Here is a 15,999-nt window from a genome sequence, read left to right on the forward strand (position 1 = left end):
AGGAGCACCCCGCGTGGAAGAGCTCAGCTTGTGGACCGTCTTCGGCAGCGAGGTGCTGGGCACCGGCATCCTGCTGCTCCTCGGCGTCGGCGTCGTCGCCAACGTCGTGCTGCCCAAGACCAACGGCAACGGCAGCGGCTGGATCGTCATCATCTTCGGCTGGGGGCTGGCGGTCTTCGCCGGCGTCTTCGCCGCCGCCTCGTCCGGAGCGCACATCAACCCGGCGATCACCGTCGGCCTGTGGGTGAGCGGCGCGGACGAGTACGCCCCCGGCGTGCCCATCACCATCGCCAGCACGCTGGTGTACTTCGCCGGCCAGCTGCTCGGCGCCTTCCTCGGCGCGGTCGTGGCCTACCTGGCCTACTACGGGCACTACAACGACCCGGAGGCCGCCGGCACCCAGCTGGGCACCTTCGCCACCGGGCCGGCCCTGGGCACGATCAAGGACAACGTGGTCACCGAGGTGGTCGGCACCTTCGTGCTGGTCTACATCGTGCTGCGGTTCGGTGACACCCCGACCGAGATCGGGCCGCTGGCCGTCGCCCTGCTCGTCGTCGGCATCGGCGCCTCCCTCGGTGGCCCGACCGGCTACGCCATCAACCCGGCCCGTGACCTCGGGCCCCGCCTGGCCCACGCCGTCCTGCCCATCCGCGGCAAGACCGGCAGCAACTGGGGCTACGCCTGGGTGCCGATCGTCGGCCCGCTCATCGGCGCCGTGCTCGCCGGCGCGCTCGCCCACGTGAACCTCTGACCCACCCGCCCGGGGCCGAGGTCGCGATCTCGGCCCCTCCCGCTGAAGGAGGAACCCCCATGGCCCAGTACGTGGCCGCCATCGACCAGGGCACGACCAGCACCCGGTGCATGCTCTTCGACCACGACGGCAAGGTCGTCTCGGTCGGGCAGAAGGAGCACCAGCAGATCTTCCCGCGCGCCGGGTGGGTCGAGCACGACGCGACCGAGATCTGGGGCAACACCCGCGAGGTGGTCGGGCAGGCCCTGGCCCGCGGCAACGCCAGCAACTCCGACATCGTCGCCGTCGGCATCACCAACCAGCGGGAGACCGCGGTGGTGTGGGACAAGAACACCGGCCAGCCGGTCTACAACGCCATCGTCTGGCAGGACACCCGCACCCAGAAGATCTGCGACGAGCTGGGCGCGCTCGGCGGCGGGGCCGACCGCTACAAGGACAAGGTCGGCCTCCCGCTGGCCACCTACTTCGCCGGGCCGAAGGTCCGCTGGATCCTGGACAACGTCGACGGCGCCCGGGAGAAGGCCGAGCGTGGCGACCTGCTCATGGGCACCATCGACTCCTGGCTGATCTGGAACATGACCGGCGGCACCGACGGCGGGCTCCACCTCACCGACGTCTCCAACGCCTCCCGCACGATGCTCATGGACTACCGCAAGCTCGCCTGGGACGCCGACATCGCCGAGGAGATGGGCATCCCGATGTCCATGCTCCCGGAGATCCGGTCCAACTCGGAGGAGTACGGCAAGGGCCGCAAAGCGGGCTTCCTGGCCGGGGTGCCGATCGCCGGGTCGCTGGGCGACCAGCAGGCGGCCACCTTCGGCCAGGTCTGCTTCACCAAGGGCATGGCCAAGAACACCTACGGCACCGGCAACTTCATGCTGCTCAACACCGGTGAGGAGGCGGTGCCGTCGGAGAACGGCCTGCTCACCACGCTGTGCTACCAGCTGGGCGACGCCAAGCCGGTGTACGCGCTGGAGGGGTCGATCGCGGTCACCGGCTCGCTGGTGCAGTGGGTCCGGGACAACCTGGGCATGATCAAGAGCGCGCCGGAGATCGAGGACCTGGCCCGCTCGGTCGACGACAACGGCGGCGCCTACTTCGTCCCGGCGTTCTCCGGCCTGTTCGCCCCGCACTGGCGCTCCGACGCCCGCGGCGCCGTGGTCGGGCTGACCCGGTTCGTCAACAAGGGCCACCTGGCCCGCTCGGTCGACGACAACGGCGGCGCCTACCAGACCCGCGAGGTGCTCGACGCGATGAACGCCGACTCCGGCGTCGACCTCACCGAGCTGCGGGTGGACGGCGGCATGGTCGGCAACGAGCTGCTCATGCAGTTCCAGGCCGACCTGCTCGGCGTGCCGGTGATCCGGCCGCAGATCCCCGAGACGACCGCACTGGGCGCGGCCTACGCGGCCGGGCTGGCGGTCGGGTTCTGGTCCGACCTGGACGAGCTGACCGCCAAGTGGGCCGAGGACAAGCGGTGGGACCCGGAGATGTCCGAGGACCAGCGGGAGAAGTACTACCGGCAGTGGCAGAAGGCGGTCACCAAGAGCCTGGACTGGGTCGACGAGGACGACGACTGAGGCAGGCCCGGCACGTGGAGGGCGGCACCCCGGACGGGGTGCCGCCCTCCGGCGTCCCCAGGACACGGTCGGCAAGTAGCTTGCGCGCCTGAGTAGTCAGTCGTACTGTCCACCGCGTGCACGAGGAGCGGTGGCCCGGCGAGTGGATGCGCGGCGTGCTGTCACTGTGCGTGCTGCGTGTCGTCGCCGACGGCCCCACCCACGGCTACGCCATCGCCGGCCGACTGGCCGAGGCCGGCCTGGGCGCGGTCAAGGGCGGCACCCTCTACCCGATCCTCACCCGGCTGGAGGCCGAGGGGCTGGCGACCGCCGCCTGGGAGGCCGGCGACGGCGGCCCCGGCCGCAAGGTCTTCACCGTCACCGAGGCCGGCGTCACCGCCCTGCGGCAACGCGCCGAGCAGTGGCACGTCTTCAGCGAGCGGGCCGCCGGCCTGCTGTCGTCCCCCGCCGTCCCCGCCTGAGGAGCCCGCCATGGCAAGGGTCTCGAACCGCACCGAGCAGGGCTGGCGCGACGACCTGCTGATGCGCCTGCGGATGCGCGACGTCCCGGGTGCCCGCATCGGCGAGGTGCTCGCCGAGGTGCAGAGCCACGTCGCCGAGACCGGCGAGCACCCGCAGGAGGCCTTCGGCCCGCCGAAGGAGTACGCCGACCGGGTCGCCGACGCCATCGGTGCCCCGCCGAGCCAGGGCTGGCGGGACGCGGTGCGCGGGGTGTCGTGGCGCGACTGGGCGACGACTGTGGTCATCGGGGTCAGCTCCTTCCTGCTCGCCGACTCGCTGTGGGCCCTCGGCGCCGGCGGGACCTCGGTGCTCGGGCTCCCCGCGTGGCTGGTGTTCCTGCTCGCCGCGACAGCACTGGGGGCGAGCGTCACCCGGATCGTGCGCAGCTTCCGCGCGGACGTCTCCGGGGCCCGGGTCACCGATCCCCGGACCGGTGCCGACATGGTGCCGCTGCCGCGGTGGGCCGTGGCCGTCCTGGTCGGCATCCCGCTGGTCCTCCTGCTGGGCACCCTGGCCGCCGGTCTGCTCACCCGCTGAGCCGCTGTGCGATCTTGTTGACCTGAACGTCACGCCCGCCGGCTGCACCCCCGGCTGCAGCGCGCCGATGACCGGACCGTGCCGGAGAGAGTCGTCGCGCTGGCCGAGCGCGTCCAGCAGCAGTCCTCGGCGCGACTGCGCGACCTGGACTCGATCGCCCGCACCACGCGCATGCTCGCGCTCAACGCGCTGGTCGAGGCCGCCCGGGCCGGGGACGCCGGCCGTGGCTTCGCCGTCGTGGCCGAGGAGGTCAAGCAGATCGCCGAGCAGGCCGCCGGCGTGAGCACCGGGCTGTCCGCCGAGCTCGGCCCCACCGTCGCCGAGCTGCAGGAGCTGGGCGCCCGGCTGGTCACCCAGGTGCGCGGCCAGCGGCTGGCCGACCTGGCGCTGACCGCGATCGAGCTGGTCGACCGCAACCTCTACGAGCGCACCTGCGACGTCCGCTGGTGGGCCACCGACGCCGCCGTCGTCGACGCCGCGGCCGCGGGTGATCCCCACGGGCCGGCCGCCGCGACCGCCACCCGGCGGCTGGGCGTCATCCTGCGCAACTACACCGTCTACCTCGACCTGTGGGTCGCCGACACCTCGGGGCGGGTGCTGGCCAACGCGGCGCCGCAGCGCTGGCCGGGCGTGGTCGGCAGCGACGTCAGCGGCCAGCGCTGGTTCCGCGACGCGCTCGCCACCGCCGACGGCGACGCCTACGCCGTCGAGGACGTCCGGGAGTCGGCCGAGCTGGGCTCGTCCGTGGCGACCTACGCCACCGCGGTGCGCCGGGACGGCGAGACCGACGGCGAGGTGATCGGCGCGCTCGGCGTCTTCTTCGACTGGGCACCGCAGACCCAGGCGATCCTCGACGGCCTCCGGCTCGCCGACGACGAGCGCGCCCGCACCCGCTGCCTGCTGCTGGACGGCGGCGGCCGGGTGCTCGCCGCCTCCGACGGGCGAGGAGTGCTCACCGAGCGGGTGGGGCTGCGCACCGAGGGCGCAACCAGCGGCTCGTACGCCGACAGCACCCGCACGGTCGGGTTCGCCCGCACCCCCGGCTACGAGACCTACCAGGGCCTCGGCTGGTACGGCTGCCTCGTCCAGGAGTGCTGACCGCGAGGGCGAGGAGCGCCATGTCCGCCCAGCGGCCAGCCGGGTCCTTCCTTCAGTCGGTGGGGGTCGGCCCGTCGTGCGACCGGCGGGCCTGTGCGGCGTCGACCGCCACGCCGATCGCCACCCCGAGCCCGAGACCGAGGGCGAGGTTGTCCAGCAGCGTCAGACCGAAGGTCACGCCCAGCGACAGCCCCAGCGCCATGCCGGTGCCCTGCTGCCAGCCGGACTTCTCCGACGGGGACGGCGGCGGGGCGGACGGCTCGGTCATCCCCGCACGCTAGATGAGCCGACTTCGTTTCGGAAGAACCACGATCCGCCGAGTGGCATGGGCCGCAGGGCGGCCGTCAGCCGGCCAGGGCGGCCGAGACGACGGCCTTGGCCTCCTCCTGGACCTGGGCGAGGTGGTCGGCGCCCTGGAAGGACTCGGCGTAGACCTTGTAGACGTCCTCGGTGCCGGACGGGCGGGCGGCGAACCAGGCGTTCTCGGTGGTGACCTTCAGCCCGCCGATCGCGGCACCGTTGCCGGGCGCCGTCGTCAGCTTCGCGGTGATCGGCTCCCCGGCGAGCTCGGTGGCGGTGACCGCATCGGGCGACAGCTTGCCGAGCTTCGCCTTCTCCTCGCGGGTGGCCGCGGCATCGACCCGGGCGTAGGCGGAGGAGCCGAACCGTTCCGTCAGTGACGCATGCAGCTGCGAGGGCGAGTTGCCGGTGACCGCCTGGATCTCCGACGCCAGCAGGGCGAGCAGGATGCCGTCCTTGTCCGTGGTCCACACGCCGCCGTCGCGACGGAGGAACGACGCACCGGCCGACTCCTCGCCACCGAACCCGACCGACCCGTCGAGCAGCCCGGGCACGAACCACTTGAAGCCGACCGGCACCTCGACCAGCTGCCGGCCGAGGTCGGCGACCACCCGGTCGATGAGGGAGGAGGACACCAGCGTCTTGCCGACGGCGGTGCCCGCGGCCCACTCCGGCCGGTGGCTGAACAGGTAGGAGATGGCGACCGCGAGGAAGTGGTTGGGGTTCATCAGCCCGCCGTCGGGGGTGACGATGCCGTGCCGGTCGGCGTCGGCGTCGTTCCCGGTGGCGATCTGGAACTGGTCCTTCGCACCGATGAGCGAGGCCATCGCGGAGGGGGAGGAGCAGTCCATCCGGATCTTGCCGTCCCAGTCCAGCGTCATGAACCGCCAGGTGGCGTCGACCAGCGGGTTGACGACGGTCAGGTCCAGGCCGTGCCGCTCGGCGATCTCGCCCCAGTAGTGCACGCTCGCCCCGCCGAGCGGGTCGGCGCCGATCCGGACCCCGGCGTCCTTCACCGCGGCCAGGTCGAGCACGTTCGGCAGGTCGTCGACGTAGGTGCCGAGGAAGTCGTAGGACTGCGCGGCCGCGCGGGCCCGGGCGAAAGGGATGCGACGCACGCCGTCCAGCCCGGCGGCCAGCAGCGCGTTGGCCCGCTTCGCGATCCAGCCGGTCGCATCGGTGTCGGCCGGGCCACCCGAGGGCGGGTTGTACTTGAAGCCGCCGTCCCGCGGCGGGTTGTGCGACGGGGTGACGACGATGCCGTCGGCCAGCCCGCTCGTCCTGCCCCGGTTGGCGGCGAGGATGGCGTGGCTGACCGCCGGGGTGGGGGTGTAGCCGTCGCGCGAGTCGACCAGCACGGTGACGTCGTTGGCGGCCAGCACCTCCAGGGCGGTCACCCAGGCCGGCTCGGACAGGCCGTGGGTGTCCCGGCCGATGAACAGCGGGCCGTCGAAGCCCTGCTGGGCGCGGTACTCGCAGATCGCCTGGGTGGTGGCCAGGATGTGCGGCTCGTTGAACGCGCCGTCCAGCGAGGAGCCCCGGTGGCCCGAGGTCCCGAAGGTGACCTGCTGTGCCACGTCGGAGGGGTCCGGCTGCACCGTGTAGTAGGCGGTGACCAGGTGCGGGACGTCGACCAGGTCGGAGGGCTGGGCGGGCTGGCCGGCGCGGTCGGAGCTCATGGCCTGATCTTCGCGCCGCGCCCCCAGTGCCCGCGACCCGGGCCGCTCTGTCGGGGGTCGGCCGTAGCCTGGTCGGGTGCTCGGGGACTGGCGGGAGATGGTCACCGACGCGGCGTTGGCCGAGGCCGTCGGGGAGCACGTGCTCGACCGGGCACGGTCCTACGCCGGCCGCAGCGTGCTCGACGTCCGGGTGGGTGACGGCGCGCGCCGGCTGACCGGTCTGGTGCAGGGCGGTGCACCCGAGCCCTACCGGACGACGGTGGTGCGCACCGAGGGCGGCCGGGTCGGCTGGGCCGCCGCCTGCACCTGCCCGGTCGGCGACGACTGCAAGCACGCGGTGGCGGTGCTGCTGCACCTGCGGCCGGAGATCGAACGCGCGCCGGGCGGGTCGCGGCCCGGGCGCCCCGCCGCCCGCACCTGGGAGCAGGAGCTCGCCGAGCTGGTGACCTCCGCGGGCCGGCCGGCGCCCGCGACCGTCCCGATCGCGCTGCAGTTCGAGCTGGTCGAGCCCGAGCCGGGCCGGGGGCGCTCGTCGGTCGCCGCACCAGGCACCCGGCAGCGGCTGATCCGGCTGCGGCCGGTGGTGCCCGGCAAGCGCGGGCAGTGGGTGCGCAGCGGCGTCTCGTGGCGGCAGCTGCAGTACGAGAACACCCAGGCCGGCTGGGACCCGGCGCACCTCGCCGCGATGCGCGCGCTGCACGCCACCCACCAGGCGGCCCGCAACCAGTACTGGTCCTACGCGCCGGCCGACGTGTACCTGCACGAGTTCGGCGCCGGGCTCTGGCGGCTGCTCGCCGAGGCGGTGGCCGACGGCGTCCCCCTGGTCACCGCCGACCGGTCGGCCCGGCCGGTGGTGCTCGCGCAGGTACCGGCGGACGTCGCCGTCGACCTGCGCCGGGACGGCGAGCACACCGAGCTGTCCGCCGTGCTGCAGCTCGACGGCCGCGCCGTCGACCCCGGGCGGCTGTCCTTCCTGGGCATGCCCCCGCACGGGGTGTCCGTGGAGGGGCCCGCCGGTGGAGACGGCGACGTCCCCGGGCTGGTGCTGGCCCGCCTGGACCGGCCGGTGCCCCCTGTGCTGGCCGGGCTGGTGGGCCGCGGTGGCCGGATCGAGATCCCGCCCGGCGACGTCGACCGCTTCCTGCGCGACTGGTACCCGGGCCTGCGGCAGGCGGTCCCGGTGATCTCCGGCGACGGCTCGGTCGCCCTGCCGGAGGTGCACCGGCCCCGGCTGGCCGTCGAGGTGCGCTACCCCGGCGACGCCACGCTCGGCCTCGCCTGGGCGGTGCGCTACGGCGACCGGTCCTTCGCCCCGGGTGCGCCGTCGACGCCGGGTGACGGCCGCGACCCGGCCGCCGAGCGGCTGCTGGTCGAGGGGTTGCCCGGCCCGGCCACCGCGCTGCCCGAGCTGTGGACGCCGGAGGGCTCCCTCGCCGAGCGCACCGAGCTCGCCGGGATGGAGGCGCTGGAGTTCACCACCGAGGTGCTTCCCGCGCTCCGCGCCGACCCGGCCCTCGACGTCACCGTGGTGGGCACCCCCACCGACTACCGGCACACCACCGCCGCGCCGCAGTTCAGCTTCACCGCCCGCGACACCGGGGAGTCCGACTGGTTCGACCTGGGCGTCAGCGTCACCGTCGACGGCCAGAGCGTGCCGTTCGAGACGCTCTACAAGGCCCTGGCCGCCGGGCGCACCCGGCTGCTGCTGATCAGCGGCACCTACTTCTCCCTGCAGCGCCCGGAGTTCGAGCAGCTGCGGCTGCTGATCGAGGAGGCCCGCGCCCTGCAGGACGTGCCGGGCGAGGGCACCCGGGTGAGCCGCTACCAGGCGTCGCTGTGGGAGCAGCTGCTCGGCCTGGGCGTGGTCGAGGAGCAGAGCGAGCGGTGGACCCGCGAGGTGCGCGGGCTGATCGAGGCCGAGCACGCCGAACCCCCACCGGCGCCGGCCGGGCTGGCCGCGGAGCTGCGGCCCTACCAGCTGGACGGGTACGGCTGGCTGTCCTTCCTCTGGGACCACCGGCTGGGCGGGGTGCTCGCCGACGACATGGGGCTGGGCAAGACGCTGCAGGCCTTGGCACTGCTGGTCCGCGCGCACCAGGCCGGCGACCTCGACGACGCACCCGTGCTCGTGGTGGCGCCCACCAGCGTGGTGCCCACCTGGGCCCGGGAGGCGGCGCGGTTCGCCCCGGGCCTGCGGGTGGCGGTGGTGGGGGAGACCGAGCGGAAGTCGGGCACGGCGCTGCGCGACCGGGTGGCCGGCGCGCACGTCGTCGTCACGTCGTACGCGCTGTTCCGGATCGACGAGGAGGCGTGGGCCGAGCTGCCGTGGCGCGGTCTGGTGCTCGACGAGGCGCAGTTCGTGAAGAACCACCAGGCCCGCACCTACCAGTGCGCGCGGCGACTGCAGGCCCCGGTGAAGCTGGCGCTGACCGGCACGCCGCTGGAGAACAGCGTGATGGACCTGTGGGCGCTGATGTCGATCGTCGCCCCCGGGCTGTTCCCCGACCCGGCGCGGTTCACCGAGGCCTACCGCATCCCGATCGAGCGGGACGGCGACGCGGAGAAGCTGGCGACGCTGCGCCGCCGGATCCGCCCGCTGGTGCTGCGCCGGACCAAGGAGATGGTCGCCGCCGAGCTGCCGCCCAAGCAGGAGCAGGTGCTCGAGGTGGTGCTCAACCCGCGGCACGAGAAGCTCTACCAGACCCACCTGCAGCGGGAGCGGAGCAAGGTCCTCGGCCTGGTCGAGGACATGTCCAAGAACCGGATGACGATCTTCCGGTCGCTGACGCTGTTGCGGCAGCTGAGCCTGGACCCGGCGCTGATCGACCCGGCCTACGCCGACGTCCCCTCCAGCAAGGCCGACGCCTTCCTCGAGCACCTGCGCGCGGTGGTCGCCGAGGGCCACCGGGTGCTGGTGTTCAGCCAGTTCACCCGCTTCCTGCGGAACATCCGCGACCGGCTGACCGCCGAGGGCATCGACTGGGAGTACCTGGACGGGCGCACCCGTGACCGCGACGGCGTCGTCCAGGGCTTCCGGGAGGGCACCGCGCCGGTGTTCCTGATCAGCCTCAAGGCCGGCGGGTTCGGGCTGACCCTCACCGAGGCCGACTACGTCTTCGTGCTCGACCCGTGGTGGAACCCGGCCAGCGAGGCCCAGGCCGTCGACCGGGCGCACCGGATCGGCCAGGACAAGACGGTGATCGTCTACCGGCTGGTGTCGGTCGGCACCATCGAGGAGAAGGTCATGGAGCTCAAGGCCCGGAAGTCGGCGCTGTTCTCCCGGGTCGTCGACGACGGTGCGCTGGCCTCCGGGGCGCTCACCGCCGACGACGTCCGCGGGCTCTTCGGGTAGGGCCTGTTCAGCTGAGCCGGGGCTCACCCCGGTAGGTGCCCACGCTCCAGAGGTTGCCCTCCGGGTCGCGGACGGCGAACTCGCGACCGCCGTAGTCGGTGTCGTGCAGCTGCTGCACGACGTCCGCGCCGGCGCCGACCGCGCGGGCGTGCACGGCGTCGGCGTCGTCGGTGACCAGGTAGGCGGCGGCCGAGCCTGGCTGCGCGGGCCACGGGTCGTCGGGGACGTCGCGCACCGAGCCGAGCATCACCCCGCCGCCGGGCGGCCAGGAGAGCTGGGCGTGCTGGACGACGGGGCCCTCGCCGTACACGGCGGTCTCCTCGAAGCCGAGGGCGTCGACCAGGAAGCGGATGAGTGCGCGGGCGTCGCGGGCCCGGAAGGCGGGCCAGACGGTGGGCGGGGGAGCGGCGGGATCGGTCATGGCCTCAGATTGTCGACACGGGGGAGCGGCCGTCTTGGACGTATCCGAACTCCTCGGCCAGCCATCGCGATGGCGGCAGCCCGGTCAGCGCCCGCCACTCGCGGGTCAGGTGCGCCTGGTCGGCGAAACCACCAGCCGCGGCGAGGCCGGCGAGGTCCAGCGCCTGCCCGGCCCCGGCCCGGGCCTGCAACGCCCTGCGGGCGCGCGAGAAGCGCGCGACCCGGGCCGCCTCCTTCGGGGCCAGCCCGGTCTCGGCACGGAAGCGGCTGAGCAGGTGGCGCTCGGACCAGCCGACCCGCCCCGCGATCTCAGCGACCCGCAGCCGCCCACCGGAGGCGACGGTCAACCGCCACGCCTCGGTGACCTCCGGTGCCGGTGCACTGTCCGGGCGCACCCGGCGGAGCAGGACCTCCTCCAGGACCGCGAACCGGGCCGGCCAGCCGGCCGCGGCCCGGAACCGCTCGATCAGCTCCACGCCGTCCGCGCCGAGGACGTCGCCGACCGGGCAGTCCAGGGAGGCCAGCGCACCGGCGGGCAGGCCGAGCAGCCGGCGGGCACCCAGCGGGGTGAGGGCGAGCTGGACGCCGGCTTGCCGGCCGGGATGACGGATCAGCGCTGGTGCGGTGTGCAGCCCACCGACCAGGCCCGCGTAGCTGCCGGGCGCCTGCCCCGGGTCGGGATGGGCGGCCATCTCCAGCGGGTCGTCGAGGGTGACGACGAACGTCAGCGTGGGGGAGGGGAGCCCGCGGTGCAGCCCGGGAGCCAACCCTTCCTGCCGGTAGCCGGTGGCCGCGGCGACCAGCCCGTGCAGCGCCGGGTGCGGTCGGTGCCCCACCCACTCGCTGCCCATGCCGCCAGCCTGGCCCGCCGGGCAGCACGGGTCCAGAGCGACCGTTCCCGGCCGGCGTCAGTCCCACCAGAAGTGCCACGCCGTGGCGCCCCGCAACCGGGCGGCGTCGTCGGCCCGGCTGATCGGTTGGTCGTCGAACCCGGTCTGGGGGGAGGAGTTGTCCGGGCAGAAGGCGAAGTCCTCCGCCGCCATCACATCGCACTGGCGCGCAGTGACCGGAGGACGCAGGACCACCAGGTCCAGCGCTCCGGCTGCTGCCAGGCTGCCCGGACGCTCGGTCCGCACTGGCACACGGAAAGGGTGTTCGCCAACCGACCAGGTCATCGTCCGCTCCTCTCGGGAGCAGCGATCCGAGCGCGATCCCCGACCGTCGGGCCGGCCGCTGTCCACAGTGGACGCGGTTGTCCACAGGTCCCGGTCAGCGGTCGACGCGGGCGGCCTCCCGGCGGAGGGTCAGCCCGTGACGCAGCAGCCCCGCGGCGAGCACCGCCCCGACGCCTTCACCGGCCCGCAGCCGGAGGTCCAGCAGCGGCTCGACGCCCAGCGCCTGCAGCACCAGCTCGTGCCCGCGCTCCCGGCTGCGCTGCCCGGCCACCAGCGACGACTGCGCGGCCGGCTCCAGCCCCACGGCGACCAGTGCGGCCACCGCGGTGGCGAACCCGTCGACGACCACCACCGCGCCGGCCTCCGCCGCCCCCAGCACCGCGCCGGCCAGGACGGCCAGCTCCGGTCCGCCGAGCTCGGCCAGCGCGCGCAGCGGGTCCAGGCCCCGCCCGGCGCGGGCGACGGCCGCGTCGACCACCGACCGCTTCCGGTCCACCATCGCCGTGTCCGCGCCGGCACCCAGCCCGACCACGTCGGCCGGTTCCACGTGCAACAGCCCGCAGGCCAGCGCCGCCGCCACGGTCGTGTTGCCCACCCCCACCTCGCCGAGCGCGACCAGGCCGGTCGCCGCCCCCGCTCGGCGCCCAGCCGGCGGCCGGCGGCGAGCAGCGTCGCGACGTCGTCGGGGGTCATCGCCGGCGCGGTCAGCAGGTCCCCGCGCACGCCGACCGGGCGGACGGCGAGCGCGCCGGGCACCGCGGTGCCGTGCACCCCGGCGTCCACGACGACGACGTCCAGCCCCGCGGTCCGCGCGGCGGTCGCGCCCAGCGCCTGACCGGCGACGGCGGCCGCGGCGATGTCCCGGGTCGTCGACACCGGGAACGCGGAGACGCCGTGGCCGGTGACCGGGTGGTCGGCGGCGGCGAGCAGCAGGGTGCCGCCGGTGAGCTCGGTGCGGCCCAGCGCGACCGCCCGGTCGACCGCCCGGTCGAGCACGCCCAGCGACCCGGGTGGGGTGAGCAGCCGGTCGGCCGCGTCGCGGGCGCCGACCACCGCGGCCGGCTCCGGGCTGCGGAGCCGGTTCGGCGGGGGAGCAGGGTCGGTGGCCGGCCACCGGTCGGTGAGGACGACGTCCTCCAGTGGCTGCCGCCGCGACCAGCCGGCCCGCTCCAGCCCTGGCGCGGGCGGTCGCTCGTCGGGCCAGCCCAGGCACAGCCAGCCCAGGGTGACCACACCGTCGGGCAGGGCCAGCAGCTCGCCGAGCTCCGCGGGACGGAACAGCGTCACCCAGCCCAGGCCGAGCCCCTCGGCACGGGCGGCCAGCCACAGGTTCTGGATCGCCGCGGCGCAGCTCCACAGGTCGGCGTCGGGGAAGGTGGCCCGGCCGAGCACGCCGGCGGCCGGCGTCCGCCGGTCGCAGCAGACGACGACGCCCAGCGGCGCCTCTCGCACGCCCTCCAGCTGCAGGTCCAGCAGCCGGGCGCCCGCCTCGGGCTCCAGCTGCGCAGCCTGGCGCAACCGCTCCCGGTCGGTGAGCACCGCGGCCCGGTCGCGGACGGCCGGGTCGCGGACGACGACGAACCGCCACGGCTGGCTGTGCCCGACGCTCGGGGCGGCGTGCGCGGCACCCAGCACCCGGGTGAGCACCTCGTCGGGCACCGGGTCCGGGCGGTAGCGGCGGACGTCGCGCCGCGCGCCGATCGTGCGGTACAGGCCCGCACGGTCCGGCTCGGGGAGCGCCCAGCCGGTGGGGTCGGCGGCCCGCTCCGAGGCGGCGGTGTCGTCGCCGATGAGCGGCACCGGGCGGGGCCAGGTGGTCACTCCTCCACCTGCCGCAGGCCATCCCGTCGCTCGACTCCGTCGAGAAAGTGCCGCACGGTCTCCAGGAAGACCTCGGGCTGCTCCGAGTGCACCCAGTGACCGGCGTTCTTCACCCGCACCAGCCGGGTCGAGGGGAACAGCGCGTCCATCCGCGGCCGGTCGTCGTCCAGCACGTAGTGCGAGTTCGCCCCGGCGATCCACAGCACCGGGCCGTCGTAGTGCGCGCCGGGCTCGGGCTCGGGGAACCGGCGCAGCTCGCCCACGTCGCGGGCGAGGGTCTCCAGGTTCAGCCGCCAGCGCCAGCCCTCCTGGCCGTCACGGACCAGGCTCTGCAGCAGGAAGCCGCGGACCATGGGGCTGCGCACCGCGTCGCGCAGCGCCCGATCGGCGTCCTCCCGGGTCTGCAGCGCCCCGACGTCGACCGCCTGCATCGCGGCGATGAACGCGGCGAACGGCGACTCCTCCTCGTCCGGGTCATCCGTCCGGCCGCCGGTCTCCGGGTAGTCGACCGGGGCGATGTCGACGACGACGAGGCCGCGCAGCAGCTCCGGCCAGCGCAGCGCCAGCAGCATCCCGACCTTGCCGCCCATGGAGTGCCCGACCAGGGTCACCGGCTCGCCGAGCAGGGCGAGTTCGGCGGCGACGAACTCGGCCATGTCGCCGTAGTCGACCCGGTCGGTCCACGGCGAGTGCCCGTGGTTGGGCAGGTCGAGCAGGGTGACCCGGTGCCCGTCCTCGGCCAGCGCCTTGGCGGCGGTCGTCCAGTTGCGCCCCTGGCCGAAGAGTCCGTGCACGAAGACCACCCGCGGCCCGGAGTCGCCGAGCGTGCGGGCCGCCAGCCGGTTCGGGTCCGTCATGCCCTCATCCCACCAGACCCGATGTCGCTGCCGGCGACCGTCGGTGCCCACGCCTACCGTCGACCCGCTCACCGCCGCCTCCCCGAGGAGATCCCCGTGCCCGGACGCCGCCGGCGTGCCACCCGCTCGTCCACGGCCAGCACCTCACGGACGGCCGCGTCCGGGCAGGCCGCCCCGAGGAAGGCCGCGCCCGCCCGGAAGGCGGCGCCGAAGAAGGCGGCACCGAAGAAGGCCGCAGCGAAGAAGGCCCCCGCGAAGAAGGCCCCCGCGAAGAAGGCCGCGCCGGCGCTGCCGGTCGCCGGGCCGGGGGAGCGGGTCTGGGTGCTCGCCGTCCCGTTCCGGGCGCCCGCGCCCGGCGCGAGCTGGCACGCCGGGCTGTCCGCGCACGTGTACGTCGGCGCACGGCTGCCCGCGGCGCTGCAGCCGTACGACCCGCCGCCGCACAGCCTGGAGCGCTGGCTGGAGGACGAGCTCAACGCCGAGCCCCGCCCGCTGCGGGCGGCCCGGCCGATGACCCCGCGGGAGCAGCAGGTCATCGGGGCGGCCGTGATCGCGGCGCACGCGGCCGCCGGCGGGCGGATGTTCCTGCTCGGCGACGACCCCGGCGTCGGCAAGACCGGCACCGCGGTCCTCGCCGTCCAGCAGATCGCCCGGCAGCGGCCGGTGCAGCGGGTGCTCGTGGTGGCCGACCGCCCGGCGGCGATCACCGTGCCGCACTGGACCCGGTCGATCGGGGCCTTCGGCGACGCCGGGCTCCGCTGGTGCGTGACCACCTGGGACCGGCTGGGCAAGATCGCCGCCGCGACCAGGGCGCTCGGGCACGGCTTCGACGTCGTCATCGCCGACGAGGCGCACATGGTGCGGCACACGACCACCCAGCGTTGGAAGCACTGGAAGGCGGTCTCCGGCAGCGGCCGGGTCAAGGACGCCCCGTTCGTGCTGCTGGCGACGGCGACGCCCGCGCACACCCCGCTGGAGCTGCCCTACCTGGCGCCGCACTTCGCCGCGCTGCACGGGGAGCCGCTGCGGGAGTGGGCCGACCTGCCCACCCGGCTCGCGGCGCACGGGTTCCACGTGGAACGTGGCCGGTACGGCTGGACGTGGACCGAGGACGCCGACGAGCGCCGGGCCGACCTCGCCCGGCTGCGCAGCTGGCTCGCCGACACCGAGCCGCCGGCCACGCTGCACCGGCCGGCGCCGTGGGGCCCGGTGAGCGTCACCGGCACCCCGGTGGAGCTCACCCCGGCCGAGCGCGCGCAGTACGAGGCCGAGTGGTCGGAGTTCCGGGCGGAGATGCAGCTGGCCCGCCGCAAGCGGGAGACCGCCCGCGGGCGCGCGGCGCTGCTGCGGTTCCGGCAGAAGGCCGGGCTGATCCGGGCCGCCGCCACCGTCGACTGGGTGACGGCCCAGGTGGAGGCCGACCGGCAGGTCGCCGTCTCGGTCGAGTTCGTCGAGACCGCCGCCGACCCGATCCGGGAGGCGCTGCTGGACGGCGGGATCGCCGTCGCCGGGATCTACGGGCGCGACCGGTTCGACGTCGAGGCCGAGCGGCTGCGGTTCCAGACCGGCGAGGCACCGGTGTGCGTGTTCACCGTGACCGCCTCGATCAGCCTGCACGCCGGCGAGCAGCTGCCCGGCGGCCTCGTCGCCTCGACCACGCCGCGGGTCGGGCTGTTCCACCAGCCACGGTTCTCCGGCATCGCCGCCCGCCAGGTCACCGGCCGCACGCACCGCGACCACCAGGTCTCGCCCTGGCGGGTGGCGTTCGCTGCGGACACCGTGGAGGAGGACGTCGCCCGGGTCATGGTCGAACGGCTCGCGGTCACCGGGTCGACGGCGGGCGGCGACACCGCCGGGCTGCAGCAGATCGCCGAACTGCTGGACGCCGACTGGCTGCCGGCGACGTCGCTGACGGGCGCTGACTGACC

The 15,999-nt window shown here is 74.8% G+C and carries 14 protein-coding genes and 1 pseudogene; 7 read left to right on the top strand and 8 right to left on the bottom strand.

Annotated elements, in window-relative coordinates; all coding sequences use genetic code 11:
* Positions 1–13: 13 nt before the first annotated feature.
* The 5 genes from JD78_RS17155 to JD78_RS22770 all read left to right on the top strand — a co-directional run bounded on the left by JD78_RS17155 (position 14) and on the right by JD78_RS22770 (position 4,467).
* Positions 14–751 (top strand): MIP/aquaporin family protein, encoded by a 738-nt coding sequence (locus JD78_RS17155; protein ID WP_228395099.1) that lies wholly within the window; start codon positions 14–16, stop codon positions 749–751.
* Between the two features lie 59 nt (positions 752–810).
* Entirely contained in the window at positions 811–2,331 is a 1,521-nt protein-coding gene (gene glpK, locus JD78_RS17160; protein ID WP_153359463.1) for a glycerol kinase GlpK, read from the top strand.
* A 116-nt stretch (positions 2,332–2,447) separates the two neighbouring features.
* Entirely contained in the window at positions 2,448–2,792 is a 345-nt protein-coding gene (locus JD78_RS17165; RefSeq protein ID WP_208104134.1) for a PadR family transcriptional regulator, read from the top strand.
* Positions 2,793–2,802: 10 nt separating this feature from the next.
* Positions 2,803–3,369, top strand: a complete 567-nt coding sequence (locus JD78_RS17170; protein WP_153359461.1) for a hypothetical protein — start codon at positions 2,803–2,805, stop codon at positions 3,367–3,369.
* A gap of 78 nt (positions 3,370–3,447) precedes the next feature.
* Entirely contained in the window at positions 3,448–4,467 is a 1,020-nt protein-coding gene (locus JD78_RS22770; protein ID WP_153359459.1) for a methyl-accepting chemotaxis protein, read from the top strand.
* A gap of 52 nt (positions 4,468–4,519) precedes the next feature.
* Here the strand turns inward: JD78_RS22770 and JD78_RS17180 are convergent, their stop codons facing one another.
* Both JD78_RS17180 and pgm read right to left on the bottom strand, forming a co-directional pair.
* Positions 4,520–4,735, bottom strand: a complete 216-nt coding sequence (locus JD78_RS17180) for a glycine zipper domain-containing protein (RefSeq protein WP_153359451.1) — start codon at positions 4,733–4,735, stop codon at positions 4,520–4,522.
* 76 nt (positions 4,736–4,811) lie between these two features.
* A complete protein-coding gene (pgm, locus tag JD78_RS17185) occupies positions 4,812–6,446 on the bottom strand; it encodes a phosphoglucomutase (alpha-D-glucose-1,6-bisphosphate-dependent) (RefSeq protein WP_166521249.1) in 1,635 nt (544 codons plus the stop codon).
* Between the two features lie 76 nt (positions 6,447–6,522).
* Here pgm and JD78_RS17190 point away from each other — a divergent pair, with 76 nt between their 5' ends.
* Positions 6,523–9,798 (top strand): DEAD/DEAH box helicase, encoded by a 3,276-nt coding sequence (locus tag JD78_RS17190; protein ID WP_153359449.1) that lies wholly within the window; start codon positions 6,523–6,525, stop codon positions 9,796–9,798.
* A 7-nt stretch (positions 9,799–9,805) separates the two neighbouring features.
* Here the strand turns inward: JD78_RS17190 and JD78_RS17195 are convergent, their stop codons facing one another.
* From JD78_RS17195 to JD78_RS17215, 6 genes and pseudogenes are all read right to left on the bottom strand, one after another.
* On the bottom strand, positions 9,806–10,219 hold the full coding sequence (locus JD78_RS17195) for a VOC family protein (RefSeq protein ID WP_153359447.1): 414 nt from the start codon (positions 10,217–10,219) through the stop codon (positions 9,806–9,808).
* A gap of 4 nt (positions 10,220–10,223) precedes the next feature.
* Positions 10,224–11,069, bottom strand: a complete 846-nt coding sequence (locus JD78_RS17200; RefSeq protein WP_153359445.1) for a helix-turn-helix domain-containing protein — start codon at positions 11,067–11,069, stop codon at positions 10,224–10,226.
* Between the two features lie 57 nt (positions 11,070–11,126).
* Positions 11,127–11,360, bottom strand: coding sequence for a DUF4253 domain-containing protein (locus JD78_RS17205; protein WP_166521250.1), 234 nt, complete (start codon positions 11,358–11,360; stop codon positions 11,127–11,129).
* A 127-nt stretch (positions 11,361–11,487) separates the two neighbouring features.
* Positions 11,488–11,994, bottom strand: coding sequence for a nicotinate-nucleotide--dimethylbenzimidazole phosphoribosyltransferase (locus tag JD78_RS22675; protein WP_279526876.1), 507 nt, complete (start codon positions 11,992–11,994; stop codon positions 11,488–11,490).
* A 95-nt stretch (positions 11,995–12,089) separates the two neighbouring features.
* A pseudogene (gene bluB, locus JD78_RS22680) lies at positions 12,090–13,214 on the bottom strand (5,6-dimethylbenzimidazole synthase); the annotation flags it as partial.
* Positions 13,211–14,071: an alpha/beta fold hydrolase gene (locus JD78_RS17215; protein WP_153359439.1), complete on the bottom strand. Its 861-nt coding sequence runs from the start codon at positions 14,069–14,071 to the stop codon at positions 13,211–13,213. The pseudogene bluB and the gene JD78_RS17215, both read right to left, overlap by 4 nt.
* Before the next feature lie 96 nt (positions 14,072–14,167).
* Between JD78_RS17215 and JD78_RS17220 the strand changes: the two genes are divergently transcribed.
* Positions 14,168–15,997 (top strand): helicase, encoded by a 1,830-nt coding sequence (locus JD78_RS17220; protein WP_153359437.1) that lies wholly within the window; start codon positions 14,168–14,170, stop codon positions 15,995–15,997.
* The last annotated feature ends 2 nt before the right edge of the window (positions 15,998–15,999 follow it).

This window comes from Modestobacter roseus, assembly GCF_007994135.1.
Lineage (GTDB): Bacteria > Actinomycetota > Actinomycetes > Mycobacteriales > Geodermatophilaceae > Modestobacter > Modestobacter roseus.